The sequence below is a fragment of the Rhizomicrobium palustre genome, assembly GCF_011761565.1.
Classification (GTDB): domain Bacteria; phylum Pseudomonadota; class Alphaproteobacteria; order Micropepsales; family Micropepsaceae; genus Rhizomicrobium; species Rhizomicrobium palustre.
Genome location: NZ_JAASRM010000001.1, coordinates 3,468,788 through 3,484,830, shown reverse-complemented (window position 1 = coordinate 3,484,830; position 16,043 = coordinate 3,468,788). Strand labels below are relative to the sequence as shown.

General features: G+C 59.1%; 15 protein-coding genes and 1 tRNA gene. 9 read left to right on the top strand and 7 right to left on the bottom strand.

Annotated features, from left to right (window positions below; translation table 11 throughout):
• Positions 1 to 15 precede the first annotated feature (15 nt).
• Positions 16 to 756: an arginyltransferase gene (locus FHS83_RS15380; RefSeq protein WP_167083815.1), complete on the top strand. Its 741-nt coding sequence runs from the start codon at positions 16 to 18 to the stop codon at positions 754 to 756.
• Between the two features lie 2 nt (positions 757 to 758).
• Here the strand turns inward: FHS83_RS15380 and FHS83_RS15375 are convergent, their stop codons facing one another.
• The 5 genes from FHS83_RS15375 to FHS83_RS15355 all read right to left on the bottom strand — a co-directional run bounded on the left by FHS83_RS15375 (position 759) and on the right by FHS83_RS15355 (position 5,601).
• Positions 759 to 1,478 carry a class I SAM-dependent methyltransferase gene (locus FHS83_RS15375; RefSeq protein ID WP_167083814.1) on the bottom strand — a complete coding sequence of 240 codons (720 nt, stop codon included), beginning with the start codon at positions 1,476 to 1,478 and terminating at the stop codon, positions 759 to 761.
• Positions 1,468 to 1,932, bottom strand: coding sequence for an Rrf2 family transcriptional regulator (locus FHS83_RS15370; protein WP_167083813.1), 465 nt, complete (start codon positions 1,930 to 1,932; stop codon positions 1,468 to 1,470). The genes FHS83_RS15375 and FHS83_RS15370 overlap by 11 nt, the downstream gene beginning before the upstream one ends.
• A 72-nt stretch (positions 1,933 to 2,004) precedes the next feature.
• Complete coding sequence (gene metG / locus FHS83_RS15365) at positions 2,005 to 3,723, bottom strand: methionine--tRNA ligase (RefSeq protein WP_167083812.1); 1,719 nt, start codon at positions 3,721 to 3,723, stop codon at positions 2,005 to 2,007.
• 34 nt (positions 3,724 to 3,757) lie between these two features.
• Positions 3,758 to 3,833 (bottom strand) — tRNA-Thr (locus tag FHS83_RS15360).
• Positions 3,834 to 4,077: 244 nt separating this feature from the next.
• Entirely contained in the window at positions 4,078 to 5,601 is a 1,524-nt protein-coding gene (locus FHS83_RS15355) for a DNA recombination protein RmuC (protein WP_167083811.1), read from the bottom strand.
• Positions 5,602 to 5,956: 355 nt separating this feature from the next.
• Here FHS83_RS15355 and FHS83_RS15350 point away from each other — a divergent pair, with 355 nt between their 5' ends.
• From FHS83_RS15350 to FHS83_RS15335, 4 genes are all read left to right on the top strand, one after another.
• Positions 5,957 to 6,247 carry a hypothetical protein gene (locus FHS83_RS15350; RefSeq protein WP_167083810.1) on the top strand — a complete coding sequence of 97 codons (291 nt, stop codon included), beginning with the start codon at positions 5,957 to 5,959 and terminating at the stop codon, positions 6,245 to 6,247.
• A 51-nt stretch (positions 6,248 to 6,298) separates the two neighbouring features.
• Positions 6,299 to 6,937, top strand: coding sequence for a PAS domain-containing protein (locus FHS83_RS15345; protein WP_167083809.1), 639 nt, complete (start codon positions 6,299 to 6,301; stop codon positions 6,935 to 6,937).
• Positions 6,938 to 6,986: 49 nt separating this feature from the next.
• Positions 6,987 to 7,262 carry a CtrA inhibitor SciP gene (sciP, locus tag FHS83_RS15340; RefSeq protein WP_167083808.1) on the top strand — a complete coding sequence of 92 codons (276 nt, stop codon included), beginning with the start codon at positions 6,987 to 6,989 and terminating at the stop codon, positions 7,260 to 7,262.
• A 516-nt stretch (positions 7,263 to 7,778) separates the two neighbouring features.
• A complete protein-coding gene (locus FHS83_RS15335; RefSeq protein ID WP_167083807.1) occupies positions 7,779 to 10,052 on the top strand; it encodes a TonB-dependent receptor in 2,274 nt (757 codons plus the stop codon).
• A gap of 18 nt (positions 10,053 to 10,070) precedes the next feature.
• Here the strand turns inward: FHS83_RS15335 and FHS83_RS15330 are convergent, their stop codons facing one another.
• Together FHS83_RS15330 and FHS83_RS15325 are read right to left on the bottom strand one after the other, a co-directional pair.
• A complete protein-coding gene (locus FHS83_RS15330) occupies positions 10,071 to 10,838 on the bottom strand; it encodes a hypothetical protein (RefSeq protein WP_167083806.1) in 768 nt (255 codons plus the stop codon).
• 14 nt (positions 10,839 to 10,852) lie between these two features.
• Positions 10,853 to 12,115: a glycosyltransferase gene (locus FHS83_RS15325; protein ID WP_167083805.1), complete on the bottom strand. Its 1,263-nt coding sequence runs from the start codon at positions 12,113 to 12,115 to the stop codon at positions 10,853 to 10,855.
• 439 nt (positions 12,116 to 12,554) lie between these two features.
• Between FHS83_RS15325 and FHS83_RS15320 the strand changes: the two genes are divergently transcribed.
• The 4 genes from FHS83_RS15320 (at position 12,555) to FHS83_RS15305 (ending at position 16,039) form a co-directional block, all read left to right on the top strand.
• On the top strand, positions 12,555 to 13,652 hold the full coding sequence (locus FHS83_RS15320) for a DUF2336 domain-containing protein (protein WP_167083804.1): 1,098 nt from the start codon (positions 12,555 to 12,557) through the stop codon (positions 13,650 to 13,652).
• Between the two features lie 66 nt (positions 13,653 to 13,718).
• Positions 13,719 to 14,705 (top strand): GTP 3',8-cyclase MoaA, encoded by a 987-nt coding sequence (gene moaA / locus FHS83_RS15315; RefSeq protein WP_167083803.1) that lies wholly within the window; start codon positions 13,719 to 13,721, stop codon positions 14,703 to 14,705.
• A gap of 4 nt (positions 14,706 to 14,709) precedes the next feature.
• Positions 14,710 to 15,465: an NAD kinase gene (locus FHS83_RS15310; protein WP_167083802.1), complete on the top strand. Its 756-nt coding sequence runs from the start codon at positions 14,710 to 14,712 to the stop codon at positions 15,463 to 15,465.
• 67 nt (positions 15,466 to 15,532) lie between these two features.
• Complete coding sequence (locus FHS83_RS15305) at positions 15,533 to 16,039, top strand: response regulator (protein WP_167083801.1); 507 nt, start codon at positions 15,533 to 15,535, stop codon at positions 16,037 to 16,039.
• Positions 16,040 to 16,043: the final 4 nt, after the last annotated feature.

The window sequence follows — 16,043 nt, the reverse complement described above, 5'->3', positions numbered from 1 at the left end:
GGCGGGTTACGAACAGTGACGGATCAGAAATCCGCGAGAGTTCCTCAATTTTTCCTGACGCCAGGCGGGCCTTGCCCCTATTTGCCCGGCAAAACGGAGCGCAAGGTTTTCGCGCGGTTGACCGGCACCCTGGCCCAGCCTCTCAACGAGGCCCTCACCCATTCCGGCTTCCGCCGCAGCCAGACCATCGCCTATCGCCCGGCTTGCGATGCCTGCTCGGCTTGCGTCTCGGTGCGCATCGTCGCCGAAAGCTTCGAGCCCTCTCGCAATCTGCGCAGGGTGGAGAAGCGCAATAGCGATCTCCTGCGCAATGTAGTGCCCCCCGAAGCGACGCGCGAGCAATTCGCCCTTCTGCGCACCTATCTCGACTCCCGCCATGCCGGCGGCGGGATGAGCGATATGGGCCTGTTCGATTACGTCGCCATGGTCGAGGAAACCCCGGTCTCCACCCATATCGTGGAATACCGTCTGAGAGACGGATCGGAGCGCGGCAGGCTGGTGGCTGCAGCCCTCACGGACGAGCTGCGCGACGGGCTTTCGATGGTCTACAGCTTCTTCAATCCCGGAGAGGACAGTCGCAGCCTCGGCACTTACATGATCCTGGATCATGTGCTGACCGCGCGGGCGCGCGGCCTGCCCCATGTCTATCTCGGCTATTGGGTGCGCGGCTCCAAGAAGATGGACTACAAGGCCCGCTTCCACCCCATGGAGGCCCTCACCCGCGAAGGCTGGGAGCCTCTTAATACGGAAGAGTAACGTCAGGCATAGCCGACCCAGCCGCGCCATGTGAAGGCGGCGTAAAACAGGCTCACATCAGAAAATCCTGCCTGACGCAGCACAGCTTCGTCCCTTTGCGGACTGAGCATCATCCCCATGGCGTCCACGGCATCGCGCGCCTTGGCCACTTGCTCGGGATCCGCGCCGGAGGCAATGGCATAGGCGGCGTAGCGCGACAGCCAGAGCGCTTTTTCTGGCCCCTCTTGCGGAAAACTGCCATGCGCTGCCACGAAGGGCGCGTCAGGTTTCAGACGGCGGCAGATTTCACGCGCGGTTCGCAACCGTTCGGCCTCATCCAGAAAATGCAGCGTCAGCAGGCAAACGGCAGCATCGAACGGGCCCTGGGGCGCATCATCGATATAGCCTTGAACGAAGTCCACACGCGCGGCATCGCCGCCAAGAGTCGCCTCGGCCAATTTAAGCATCTGAGCCGCCGGATCGACGCCGACAAAGCGCCAGCCGCCAAAACTCTCCGCGAGTGCCCGCAATTCGAGGCCGCCGCCAGCACCGAGCACCAAGATCCTGGCGTCGCTCGGCACGCGCTCCGCGAGAAGAATGCCGGTCATGCGATGGAGCGCCTCAAGACCCGGTACGAATTGGCGCGGGCCATCATGATAATGCACCGCCATCAGCGGATTCTCGAAAACTTGTAGAAAGCACGCCGCGCCGTCTTTCGGGCGGGGTTCACCATCAGACGTCATCAGCCAAATCCTTTCGAGATACGGCGGAGCAGCTTGTCCTCCGCTTGCAGAAATCGGCGCTCAAGGTCGCTAGCGTGACGGCGCCGAAACGCTGTAACAGCAGCTCTTCGATTTGCACAAAGGTCTGAGACAAGGACGCGTTCACCGCCTGCTCCACCAGACAGCTTGAGGCCGGATCACGAAGCCCGATCGCCAACAAAGATGGGCTGCCCAGCGCCTCATAGATGTCGCGCAAACTGGTGGTTTCAAAATCGCAGGCCAAGGTCCAGCCGCCGCCATGCCCCTTTTCAGAGCGGACATAACCGCGGGCGCGCAGACCCGACAGTAAGCGACGGACGACAACCGGGTTGGTCTGCATCATCTCGGCCAAGAGCTCCGACGTCACAGGCTCCTGCCGCTCTGCCATGTGCAGCAGAATGTGCAAAACGCCGGAAAGTCGATTGTCCTGGTTCATGTAACTTCATATGTTACATTACAGAGCAGCCGTCAAGACCTCCGTAAAGGCCTTGACTAAGAGGGTAACGGGCTAAGCTTCTTGCCCGCCGAAACGGGTCTTCCACTCGGCGAGCTGCTCGTCGGTGATCTTGGCGAACATCACGTCGGGCGGCGTGATCGCCTGACCTGGTTCGAGATCGTCGAGAAATTCCACCATCGGCTTATCCGGCCAAGGGATGATCTGCGGCGCAGGCTGAATGGCCTCGTGAATCTTCTTCGCCGAGGCGGGGAGTACCGGCCAAGTGAGATGGCCAAACAGATGCACCAGATTGAGCCCCATGCGCACGCCAACAGCCGCCTTTATGCGATCGGTCTTCACATGCGTCCAGGGCGCTGCCTTGGTGAGATATTCATTGCCTGCCACCCAGATAGCGCGCAGCTCACCCAAGGCTTTGCGGAATTCTATGTCTTCGAGATAAGCGTTGTACTGCGCCACACGCTTATCGAGCTCAGCGATCAGCGCTTTTTCGTCCTCGCCATATTCGCCTTCGCCGGGCACTTTGCCTTCGAAGCGCGAGACCGTGAATTTGGTGACGCGGTTGACGAAGTTGCCGAGCACGTCCGCAAGGTCCTTGTTCACCACAGAGGCGAAGTGCTCCCAGGTGAAGGAGCTGTCGGCGCTTTCCGGCGCATTGGCCATCAACCACCAGCGCCAGTAATCAGCGGGCAAAATCTCCAGCGCCTTATCCATGAAGATGCCGCGCTTCTGCGAGGTGGAGAACTTGCCACCATAATAGTTCATCCAGTTGAAGCCTTTGATGCGGTCAACCAGCTTCCAATTCTCGCCCGAGCCCATGACGGTGACAGGAAAGCCCACGGTGTGGAACGGCACGTTATCCTTGCCCATGAACTCGACATAGGTCACGTCTTTGGGGTTCTCGGGACGCCACCAGCGCTGCCAGTCGCTATCGGGCTTGCCGAGGCTGTCGGTCAGCTCTTTCGTGGCGCCGATATATTCGATGGGGGCATCGAACCAGACATAGAAGACTTTGCCCTTAAGTTCGCCATTGGCGATGTCGTCCGGCACGGGCACGCCCCAGGAAAGATCGCGGGTGATGCCGCGGTCATTCAGCCCCTCGTCCAGCCATTTCCTGGCAATCGAGAGCACGGCATTCGGCCAATCCTGGGCATGGCTTTCGATCCAGACGCGCAGCTGCTCGACAAAGGCCGATTGCTTCAGAAAGAGATGCTTGCTGTCGCGGATTTCAATCTCGGTAGAGCCGGAAATCGCCGAGCGCGGATTGATGAGATCGGCCGGGTCCAGCACGCGGGTGCAGTTTTCGCACTGGTCGCCACGGGCACGCTCATAGCCGCAATGGGGACACGTGCCGACGACATAGCGGTCCGGCAGGAAGCGCTTCTCGGCGTGGGAATAGACCTGCTTGGTGGTGCGGACCTCAAGATGACCATTGGCCCACAAGACCCGCGCCAGATGCTGGGTCAACTCACGGTTCTGCACACTGGAGGAACGGCCGAAATAGTCGAAGGAGAGCGCAAAACCCTCGCCCAGCGACTTCTGGATTTCGTGCTGCTCGGTGCAATAGGTGGCTACATCCTGCCCGGCTTCCAGCGCCGCCAGCTCGGCGGGGGTGCCATGCTCGTCGGTGGCGCAGATGAAGAGGGTCTCATCGCCCTTGGCGCGGCGGAAACGGGCATAGACATCTGCCGGCAGCATGGAGCCGACCAGATTGCCCAAATGCTTGACGCCATTGATGTAAGGAAGAGCCGAGGTGATGAGATAGCGGGTCATGATGGTCCAGTCAGGCGGGGCCTGCGCGAAAATCTGGTGCCGGCTACCGGATTCGAACCGATGACCCCCTGATTACAAATCAGGTGCTCTACCAGCTGAGCTAAGCCGGCACTCTATTTATTTCCAAGCACTTAGGCGGAAATTCTAGCGCGTGTCTAGCCGTCTCATGCACTTGGGTCGAGCATCAGGCCTGCCGCAAATGGCGGCTGGACCCGGCCGCCCCTGCGGTCTGGGACCGCGAAGCAAGCGGGGATTAGATAGCCTCCGCCCGCCGGTACCGCAATGGATAGCAAGCGCCAAAGTCTCGATCTGTCCGCGACGCTTCGGGCGGGGCCTCGGATGGCTCCCGCGAGGTTAATTGGTCAGCGGCTCCTCATGGGGCATTTCCCCGTTGATGCCGAGGCCAAAGAGCCCGGGAATTTCGCTCTGCGGAAGCATTTCCACCTCGTGCAGCCGCCGGCTCATCACATTGGTGCGGAAGCCGAGCTGATCGATCACATTGGAGGCGGAATTGAGCTGCTTCTTCAGCTTGTCCACCGTATCGCCGTGGCGGCTGAATTCCGTGCGCACCGCGGCCAAGAGTTTCCACACCTCGCTCGAGCGGCGCTGCAGCGCGTGGCTCTGAAAACCCATCTGGAAAGCAGACAGCAAGGAAGTCAAAGTGGTCGGGCCGGCAATCGTCACGTGCCATTCCTTTTGAATCTGCTCAAGCAGCCCAGGCCTGCGCAATACCTCGGCGAAGATACCTTCGGTGGGCAGGAACAGAATGGCGTATTCGGTTGTCAGCGGCGGGCAGATGTATTGATCGTGGATGAACTTCGCGCAGGAGATGACGCTGGCCTCAAGCGCGGCTGTCGCCTGAGAAATGGCATCAACATCGCCGCGCTCCGACGCTTCCACAAGCCGCATATAAATGTCTTGCGGGAATTTGGCATCGATCGGCAGCAGCACTTCGGCGCTGGTATCGCGGCCAGGCAGCCGGATGGCATATTCCACACCGCGATCCGCGCCCTCGCGAATGATGGCGTTCGCGCAATACTGTGCCGGTGACAGAAACTGCTCGAGCAACATGCCGAGCTGTACTTCACCTAGACCGCCGCGCGATTTGACATGCGAGAAGAGTCGCTTGAGATCGCCGACGCCGCTCGCCAGCGCCTGCATATCGCCAAGACCTGAATGCACCCGCTCGAGCTGTTCCGTCACGGTACGGAAGGATTCCCCTATGCGCTTCTCAAGGCCGATCTCAAGGCGTTCATCGACATTGCGGCGCATCTCTTCCAGCTTCTGAGAGCTTTCCGCGCGGATTGCATCCAGCCGCGTCTCAACGCTGACACGCAAGGCGTCCTGCGATTGCAGATGATGCTGCGAGAGAATTTCCAGCGCGGACAGAAGCCGGTCGAGCCGCTCCTTCTGATGATCGCTCAGCACCTTTATATTACTTACCAGCAAGGAACTCGTCTGTTCCAGGCTATTGCTCAAGCTGTCGCGAAGATCGCGGGTCGAGCTGGAGATGCGCTGCTCAGCGGTATCGAGCCTTTTCTCCACGGCGGAGCGCAACAGATCACGATGGCCGAGGTTATCATCGCCAAAGGATTTCAGCTCATCCGAAATGCCCGTGCAGGAATTCAAGACCGGCGTGCGGATCGCCTCTACCGCGGCTTCCATATTTCGTTCAACAACAGCCTGAACGAAATTTCCAACTTCCTTGCAGTTATGGCTCAAAACGGCCGCGCGGCTCTCTGAATCCAGACGCCAGCGATAGGCCTCTTTGCGCAAGGCGGAGGCGATGCGCTTCTCTGTATTACCAACACTCCAAACAGCGGTGACGCCAGCGCCGGCTGCTATAAAAGCAAACCCAAGCGTGATCAAATCGGCCATTCCAGCCACAACGCCCAAAGCAATTCCCCCTAAGAACGCCACGCCCCCACGGCATGCGATTAGCGAGCCAACGCGGCCCAAAAATCATTCGTACACATATATATGAATCGATGAGGCGCAAAGGCGCGGTGCTGTCGCCCCAAAGACAAACCCGCCTTTAGTTCCAATTTTTGTATTTATACATAACAATTTTGGATGCGGGCCGACATTCTACGCGTCGCCCAGCCGACGAACCAACCCACGACACACATCATTACATCGATGCAATTATCGTTGCAGGAGTGGGGTTATATGCATCACACCAATTTCGAAGCATTCTCCGCACCGCATTCATCAACACGCATACAAACCCGCCATGTCCGGAAATTTTTCCAAATGTCGCTCAATAGACAGACAATCGGATGTGAAAGGGACAGATTATACTTCATTAATCATTGGCGTTGAGGACCTGTTGCGCGCACTCGGAGTGATGCCCTGGCTGATGTTTCTCTTTCTAGCTTGCCCGCTTCCACAAATGGGTATGGCGCAATCGAGTGTCGCATTGGTGCAAATTGTCAGCCTGCAAAAGAGCCTTCGCGCGAAGATGCTGATTGCGGCACGGGACATTCAGGCTTTTCAGCCGTTTTCTCACCTCAACGACCGGTAATTTCAACTGCAATTCGCGAGCGGGTTTTCATTGCCACAGCAACCAATATTGATGATGCGAAACTATGTCTGCGAGTTGAAAAACGCAGCAGCCGCAAGTGAAGCCAGGCACAACGGCCCTTGCAGCGCATTGCTGAACTATTGGAGCAGCCTCGCCGCCAGCGGAGGCATTCCCGCGCAATCAGCGGTTCAGCCGCGGCTATTGAAATCCACATTGCCTCACACCTTTATCTTGGATGAGGCAAAGGATCCTGCGTTTCGCCTCGCGGGCACTGCTTTGTGCGAGGCGTTCGGCCATGAGCTCAAGGGCACCACGTTCCTTTCGCTGTGGGATTGGGGTGCGCGCAACGCCGTCGCGCTGAGCCTGCGGTTCGCAAAGGAAAACGCATCGCCCGTGACGATTGAGGGCTACTGCGCCTATGAGGATTCAACCAGCAGCAAGATCGCGATCGCGATCGCGCCCCTGCGCCATATGGCCGATACCACACGGCTGATCGGCGCAGTCGAATTCCTCACGCGCATTCCCATGCATGAGCAACGCGTGCTCTCGCCGCTTTTTCTGGATGCACAAGGCGCCGCAAAATTTTCGCCCAAGCCTAAGGCCGAAGATTTATCCCCTGCGAATGCCTGGCTGAACCAGCTGCTGCACATCGGCAGAGGCCGCCCGACAAACTCACGCGAGAAATTTTGACAAACATTGCCGGCGTTGGCCCACGCCGAAAGTCTAATGGAACGGATAGATGGACAGAGAAAAGAAACTGCAGGTGCGCTCCATTCCTCGACGAGAGCACCCGCCCCTGTCGCTAGGCGATCTGCCACCGGCGGACACGCGCCGCTGGGGGATTCAGAAGAAGGCCGCGATTGTGCTCGCCGTTCGCGGCGGATTGCTGAGCCTTGAGGAAGCCTGCCTGCGCTATTCACTGTCGTTGGAAGAGTTCGGCGCTTGGCAACGGCAAATGGAGCGGTTCGGCGTTCAGGGACTGCGGGCAACCTGGGCTCAAATGTATCGCACCTAACAAACGTCAAGGCGATAGCGCGATTTAGTATTTGTGTAATTCTTTCCTGTTTGTCATTCTCCCGCGCCTATGAAAACGGCAGGAAAGACAGGGAAAATTGCGCAGGCGACGGGGCTTTGGCTCGCTTTTGCCGCCCTTGTTTTGCGTCTTGCCGTGCCTGTCGGCTTTATGCCGGGGCAAACACTTTCCGTCCCCCTCGTCCTGTGCACCCCCAACGGGCCTGTGCAGATGGCCCCATCGGCGGACCATCATCCATATCCCGGAAAAAGCAGCCAGCATTCCACTTGTGCTTTCGGTGCCGCACCGCATTTCGCCACCCATTCACCGGCGCTCGCGCTTGCCACCCCGCCAGACACCGCTTGGCAAGATGACCTGCCGCGCGGCAACGCCATCTGCACGGGATCCCCCTGCTATAGGCCGCAATCCCCGCGCGCCCCACCTCTCGCTGGATAGTCCGGATCGCTCGCGCGGACCACCTCCGCGCGTCCCCAAAATCTATTTCCAGAAGAGACTCTCATGCGTTCAACGCATTTGGCCGAGGGCGCATGTGCCCTTGTCCTACTCCCATCGCTCGTAGCCGCGCATGCAGCCGCGCCGCAAAGCGAAACCGTGATCGTAACTGGCACCCCTTCCCAAACCGAAGTCGCCAGCCACATCGAGAGCATCGATGCCGCTACCGCAAAGGTGAAGATCAATGTGGTGAATACCGAGGACATGCTGAAATACCTGCCCTCTATCACCATACGAAAACGTCATATCGGCGACACCCAAGACCCTATAGCCACGCGGACCAACGGCGTGGGCGCATCTGCGCGCAGCCTGATTTTCGCGGACGGCATCCTGATTTCATCGCCTATCGGCAATAACAACTCTGGCGCCAGCCCCCATTTCGCCATCGCGCAGCCGCAAGACGTGACGGGCATAGAAGTCCTCTATGGGCCTTTCGCGGCGGAATATGGCGGCGGTTCTATCGGCGCGGTGGTCAATATCCGCACAAAAATGCCGGACCGGTTTGTCGTCTATGCTGGCGTCACCGGCTCGCTTCAGCCTTTCGCGCAATACGGAACCTCGCACGATTACGGCACATGGCAGGTCTCCGCAGGGGTTGGCGACCACATAGGCGCCTTCTCCTTCCGGCTTTCGGCCAACCACCTCGACGCAACAAGCCAACCGCTTTCGTATGTGACCCTCGCGCGGCCCTCAAATCCAAGCTCGGCAGGAATGCCTCTGCGCGGCGGCTTTAATGATCTTAGCCGCACCGGAGCGCCCATCCTTGTCGCGGGGGCCAGCGGGATTGAAGCGCAGTGCCAGGATACCAGCACACTGAAGATGGCCTATGATTTCACGGAGGACTGGCAGGCGACCTATACCGTCAGTGTTTTTCATCAGGGCGATACCGCCAAGGCGGAAAGCTATCTGCGCAACAGCGCCGGAGACATGGTCTATGCGGGCAGCAGCAATATCGGCGGCTACGCATATTCCATCGGGGCCTCAGTATTTTCCAATGGCGTATGGCACTGGAACCAGACCCACCTTGCCCAAGGGCTGACACTGGCGACGGCCGCAGACCGCGCCTGGAGCTGGGAATTCGTCGCTAGCGATTATGCCTATCTCAGCGATAACCAGCGGATTCCCGGCACCGCGCTGCCCAGCGCCGCAACAGGTGGTGCAGGAACAATCACGCGTCTTGATGGCACCGGCTGGTACACACTGGATGCCAAAGGCATCTGGCGCGGCTGGGCAGAGCACACGCTGTCTTTTGGCCTTCATCACGACGCCGAAGCGTTTTCGCAAACCAAATTCGCGACCGCAAACTGGATTACGGCCGCGCCTGGCTCCATCACAGCCAAGGCCCAAGGGCGCACCGCAACCGAGGCCGTTTGGCTGCAAGATATCTGGGCTTTCGCAGAGAACTGGAATGCCATCGCCGGGTTGCGGCTGGAAGGCTGGCGAGCATATGACGCCATCAATATCTCGGCCACCCCACCGCTGAATGTGAACCAGCCACGTCTCTCGGCACGCGTTCTCTCGCCCAAACTTTCCGTGCAATGGGAGCCAGCGCATGCGTTGCGTCTGTCTGCATCTTGGGGCTTAGCCCAGCGCATGCCCACAGTGACCGAGCTTTATCAGACGATCACCACGGGGCCGACGCTCACGGTCCCAAATCCCAATCTCAAGCCCGAGCGGGCCTTAAGCTATGAGCTCGCCGGTGAGTATCACACGGACCAGACACGCCTGCGCCTGGCCCTCTTCCGCGAAGATATCGCCAACGCTCTGCTCTCCCAATCCGCGCTCCTGGTTCCCGGCTCGACCACGCTTTACAGCTATGTGCAGAATGTGGACCGCACGCGGGTTCAAGGCATTGAGGTGGTGGCGGAGAGCAAGGGCTTTGTGATCGAGAATTTGGATATTTCGGGAAGCCTGACCTATGCCGACGCAAAAACCGTGAAGGATCTGGCCTTTGCAGCAGCGGCAGGAAAACGCCTGCCCCAAATACCGAAACTCAAGGCAACCGCCCTGGCGACCTATCATGTCGGCGAGGCGCTCAGCCTCTCTCTTGCGGGGCGTTATGCCGACAGAAGTTTCGGCACCATCGATAGCTCCGATTCCAACGCACATACCTTTACCGGCTTTGATGGATATTTGGTTCTGGATATGCGGGCCAATTACCGGATCGACGAGCATTGGAGCATTGCGGCAGGCATCGATAATCTGAACGAGCGGCGTTATTTTCTCTACCACCCATTCCCACAGCGCAGCTTTCAAATGGAATTACACTACGCCCAGTAGCCATTCACCACACCGGGATCAGACCTGAAACCAGATCGTAGCAACAAAGCCTGTTTCACGGACGGTATTACGTCCCAAAGGCGTAGTGAAATATCCACTTTGGAGGGACAGGCGGCGGCTGAACCTGTGCACCAGGGAAATTTCGAACTTACTCTGGCGATAGGGCTCATATGGCCGCCGCACCCCTTCGCCAGAGAACACCGAAAAGCCTTGAAGCATGATGAGGTCATTACGCATGACCCACAGACCCAGGGTCATGTCCAAAACGTATTCATCAGGACGCGGACGTTTGATCCAGCGTCGGGCGAATTCGATATCGAAAAAAGCGTCGTGCCCTGCCAGCTTGAAGCCATGCCCGTTGAGAAGGCGCAACTCGTATTGCCGCCCGCCCTCGCCGCTCGCCGAGATGGACATATCAAAAGCGCCCGCGCTCTTGGCGCTCGCCTGCAGGGAAAGCATTCCGAGGCGCTGAGTCAGCAGTAGCCTCCCCCCGGCTTCCATGGAGAAGGAGGAGACGTTCACACGTCCGCCATCAACCGTTCCGGTCTCGGCGATAACATATTGCGGTGCCACGACCAGGGTGAAGGCATCAGTCACACCATATTCGATCCAGTTTTGGATCAGGATTTTGTTGAAGACTGCCGGCCCTTGCAGCACGCCATGGGTATCATAGCGCTTTGATGCACTGCTCGACGTCACACCGTTGAAGGTTTTCAATGTGCCTTGCGGCAGTGTCCATGCTCCCGCCGTCGTCGGCGAGATGACGAGCCAAAAAGCCAGCAGCATTGCTGCGAGGGGCCTCACGGCAAGCTTGCCCCATGCGGGGTCTTTTCCCACAGGAATGGGTCTCGAACGAGCTGGTACAAAGCCCGCCAGCCCGCCACAGAAATCAGCAGCCAATATAGCGGATAGCTGAGTGTGACATACCAGGGCGGCAGCGCTTCGCTGCGGGACACTTGGAGGCGCCCGATCTGCGCCAGAAGCGCGTTGACGAGCAATAGCGTGAACCCCGAGGCTTCGGCGATCCGGGCCAAGAGGTCTGGTGCCGCGGGCTGGCCAAAACTGGAAACGGCAAAGAAAATCCATAACAACGGATTGACCAACGCCGACCACACGGCACCGCCCAAGAACATGTGAATGGTGAAAGCCCCAATAGGCCCCACATCGCCAATGAAACGCCGTGGCTGGCGCCAATGCACCAGCAGGGTTTGCATATATCCCTTCATCCAGCGTGTGCGCTGGCGCAGCCAGACACCAAGCGCTTGCGGGGCTTCCTCCCAAGTCACGGAATCAAGAATCCCAACGCGAAATCCCAGCCGCGCCAAGCGCAAACCAAGATCTGCGTCCTCTGTCACGTTGTAAGGATCCCACAAGCCCGCCTTGAGCAGCGAAGCACGGCGGAAATGATTGGAGGTGCCACCCAAAGGAATGGGCGCTGAAAGATATTCCAAGCCAGGCAAAAGCGCGTTGAACCAAATACCGTAATCCAACGCGAACATGCGCTGCAGCCAATTCCGGCAGCGGTCGATACGCAGCCGCGCCTGAAAACAGTCGATATCGGGATTGGCACGAAAGGCCCGCACGGCTTTTTTCAATTGGTCCGGCTCGGGCCTGTCCTCGGCATCAAAGACAACCAGAAACTCGCCGCCAGCGAAATGCGCCGCGTAATTTGCGGCCTTCGGCTTTGTCTTGGGACGCGATGGGGGCACCACCACACAGGCAAAGGGCGCTTGAGCTACCGCAGCGCGGGTCTCAACATCATCTTCTTCCAAGATAAGGCGGATATCGAGCTTGTCTTTCGGGTAATCGAGCGCACAGAGAGATTGAACAAGCTGCGGCAGCACCTCCACCTCATGAAAGAGCGGCACCAGCACGGAGTAAACTGGCCACGCCCACTCCGCCTCAGTCGAACCGACCCGGCGATAGCGCCCAAGCAAGACCAGAACGGTCCGCATGAAAATGCTGACGACAAAACCAGCCGAGACCACCGCCACTACACCGGTAATGCAGTGGCCCGGCGCATGAAGGAAGAGCCCGACAAGTAGCAGCGCCAGGGCTGCCATTGCTATCGCTTGGCCGGGCATCAAAACGACCCGGGCCGAGAATTCCGGCCGCTCACCAGCGAGCCTTATGACAGCGTTTTCTGCTGGAAGCGCACATCGTGCGCAGGGATGGCGTGACCGCCCTGTTTCAGCCCCCATGACCGCCCCCGATGGTCAAATGACCAACCGATCACCTGTAGTGGTACAACCACACAACTTTCGTATTACGGGAATTTCGCCGAAATCACACCACTCACCTATGGTTGCAAAATCGACTCACCACCAACAATTCGAAACAGGACGAAAGTCCCAATTACGTCAGCGGAAGCGCATTAAGCTTTAGGATGGTTAGGGTTTCTAGCCCGTTAGGGTTTCCCCAGGCGTTAAATTTAACATGCTGTTAACAGCATCTTGCTAATGCTCACAACTGGCACAACAGCCAGATTGTATGGGGCAAACTGTGGGACTGACAGCACGCGATATGAGCGATATGGGCCGTCTCGCCCAACTCGCCTCCAATCCGCAAGATACCACGCGGGAGGAGCTCTATCTGGCTGTCGCATCCCTTTATCGTGTCCAGGGCAGCCATCTTAGTGAGCGCGAACGCCTTCTGATGCGTGACATCCTGCTCCGCCTGACCCACGACGTTGAAATGGCGATCCGCATTTCCCTCGCCGAGCGCCTTGCCGATGATCCCACGGCGCCGAATGATCTTGTTCTGTTGCTGGCCGACGATACGATCGAAGTCGCTCGTCCCGTCATTCTGAGAAGCCCGCTTCTTTGTGACGAAGACATGCTGCATCTCATCGCTGAATGCGGCGTAGCGCATCAGGAAGCTGTCGCGGCAAGGCCTCATATCGGCGAAACCGTAACTGCAGCCCTATCGCACTGCGAAGCAGAAACCGTGCTGGTCACGCTGGTGCGCAATGCGACGGCCAAGATTTCCGGCTCCACGTATGAAGTGCTGGTTGAGAAATCCCAGCATATTGAAGCGCTGCAAGAGCCGATCACGCACCGCAAAGATCTGCCGCCGGTTCTGGCGACCAAGATGTGCGGCTGGGTGTCGGAGACGCTGAAGACCTATATCCAGCACCATTACGAAGTCGACAACGCGGTACTTTCCAAAGCCGTTGGCGAAGCCGAGACGGCAGTCCGGACGGAACCGGCCGCGCCGCGCCTCACCCCCAGTGAGAGCGCTCAAAAGCTGGTGGACAAGCTCTATGCCGCCGGACAGCTCAAGGCAGGCTTCCTGCTGCGTGTGCTGCATCAAGGTCAGATCGATCTCTTCGACCTCGCTTTCGCGCGGCTTTTGAACCTGCCACTTAATGCGTTTCGTCAGCATCTCTATGAACGCGGACCGCGATATGTGGCGCTGGCTTGCCGTGCGGTGGGCATCGACCGTTGCGTTTTCTCGACGGTGTTCAGACTCTCGCGCCAGGCCCGGATGATGAAGCCCGTGTTGTCGGATGCCGATCTTGCCGCGGTTGAGGAAGCCTTCGCCGGATACAGCAAGGCCGAAGCTCTGCTGGTTCTGAAAGAAGCCGCCCTAACGGCGTAAAGCCCTAGACCAAAAAGGCCTTAGCTCGCTATTGGGCAGCCCGTTGGGGCCTGCTAGGGTCTGATCATGATCGACCCATTCGGCCGAAAAATTACCTATTTGCGAGTCTCTGTGACGGACCGCTGCGATTTTCGCTGCGTCTATTGCATGGGCGAAAACCCCGTCTTCCTGCCCAAGCGCGAAATCTTGACCTTGGAGGAGATCGAGAGGCTCTGCACGGCCTTCATCCGCAAAGGTGTCGAGCGGATTCGCATCACGGGGGGCGAGCCGCTGGTCCGGCGGGGTGTTCTGGGCCTTTTCGAAAAGCTGGGCCAGAACATCGGTGCTGGCCTCAAGGAACTAACCCTGACCACGAATGGCAGCCAGCTTGCCGGCATGGCGCGCGGCCTCGCGGCAGCCGGGGTCGAGCGGATCAATGTCTCGCTCGACAGTCTTGATCCCGACCGCTTCCGCGCCATTACCCGCTGGGGCGACCTCGCACAGGTGTTAGGGGGCATTGAGGCCGCCCAGGATGCGGGCCTCTCCATCAAGCTCAACACGGTGGTGCTGAAGGGCGTCAACGACCATGAACTCTCCCAGATGATCACCTGGGCGCATGAGCGCGGCATGGACATTACCTTGATCGAGACCATGCCGATGGGCGGGGTCGCGGAGGACCGCACCAGCCAATACGTGCCGCTGTCCCTGGTCAGGGCGGCGCTGTCGCAAGAATTCACGCTTCTGGACAGCACCCATCGTACTGGCGGACCGGCCCGTTATGTCACCGTGGGCGAGACCGGCGGCCGCCTCGGCTTCATTACGCCCATGACCCATAACTTCTGCGAGAGCTGCAACCGGGTGCGGCTGACCGCGACCGGCCAGCTCTATCTTTGCCTTGGTCAGGAGGATGCGGCGGATTTGCGTTCCCCCTTGCGCGCCACCGAAGACGACGGAATGCTGGGTGCAGCCATCGATGAGGCCATTACACGAAAGCCCAAGGGGCATGATTTCGTGATAGACCGGCGCCATAGAAGCCCGGCGGTGTCCCGTCCGATGTCGCTGACAGGGGGCTGAGACCATGCGGCTGCATTTCGTAGCCACCAGTGTGCCGGAGGCGCAGACCGCGCTCGCCAATCTGCGTGGACTTTACAAAGATTCAGGCCCCGATGGGGCCGACATCATCGTCGCCTTGGGCGGCGACGGATTCATGCTGCAGACCTTGCACGCCTTTCTGGGCCAGGGAAAACCGATCTATGGCATGAATCTCGGCTCCGTCGGCTTCCTCATGAATGAGTATGTCGAGGCTGACCTGATGGACCGGCTCGCCCTGGCCGAACGCGCCACAGTGCACCCGCTCAGGATGCATGCGACATCTTCGGAAGGCTGCTTTGACGGGCTGGCCTTCAACGAGGTCTCGCTGCTGCGCCAGACCCGCCAGGCCACCAAGCTGCGTATCCTGGTCGACGGCAAGGTGCGCATTAGCGAGCTGATCTGCGACGGCGCCCTGGTGGCGACGCCAGTGGGGTCCACCGCCTATAATCTTTCCGCCCATGGACCAATCCTGCCCATAGATTCCGCGCTTTTGGCCTTGACCCCGATCAGCGCCTTCAGGCCCCGGCGCTGGCGCGGCGCGCTTCTGCCACATAACGCCAAGGTCCGCTTCGAAGCCCTGGAGGTGGAAAAACGCCCCGTGAGCGCCGTGGCGGACGGGCTCGAGGTCCGCAACATCACCTCGGTGGACGTAGAGGAAGACCGCTCGATCGCCATGGTCATGCTGTTCGACGCGGGGCGGAATCTGGACGAGCGAATCCTCGCCGAACAATTTGTCGACTAAGAAGTTCATGAGACGTTAAGGGCAAACCCTTACTGTCGCCCCTGCCCGGGGGAGGCATGCGGGGAGCATGAGCGGCATTCGTTTCGACAGGCTGCGCGTCATGATCGTCGACGACAATCTGCATATGCGGCGCTTGATCGTCGCCATCATGCAGGCGTTCGGCGTGCGCGAATATTTCGAGGCCCATGATGCCGAGCAGGCCTGGGCAGCGCTGCCCAATGCCAAGCCCGACATCATCATCCTCGACTGGCAGCTTCCCGGCATAACGGGGATCGAATTCGCCCGGCTGGTGCGCACCTCGCCTAAATCGACCAATCCTTTCGTGCCCATCATCATGCTGACCGGCCACACCCATGTCGACCATGTGCGCCAGGCGCGCGATGCTGGGATCAACGAGTTTCTTGCCAAGCCGGTATCGGTCAAAGCCATGCTGGTAAGGCTGATCAATGTGATCGAGAACCCGCGGCCATTCGTGCGCTGCGACACCTATTTCGGACCTTGCCGCAGGCGCAAATCCATCACCGCGTATCAAGGCCGCGAACGCCGCGAGCCGGACCTCGTGACGGTGGACTAATCAA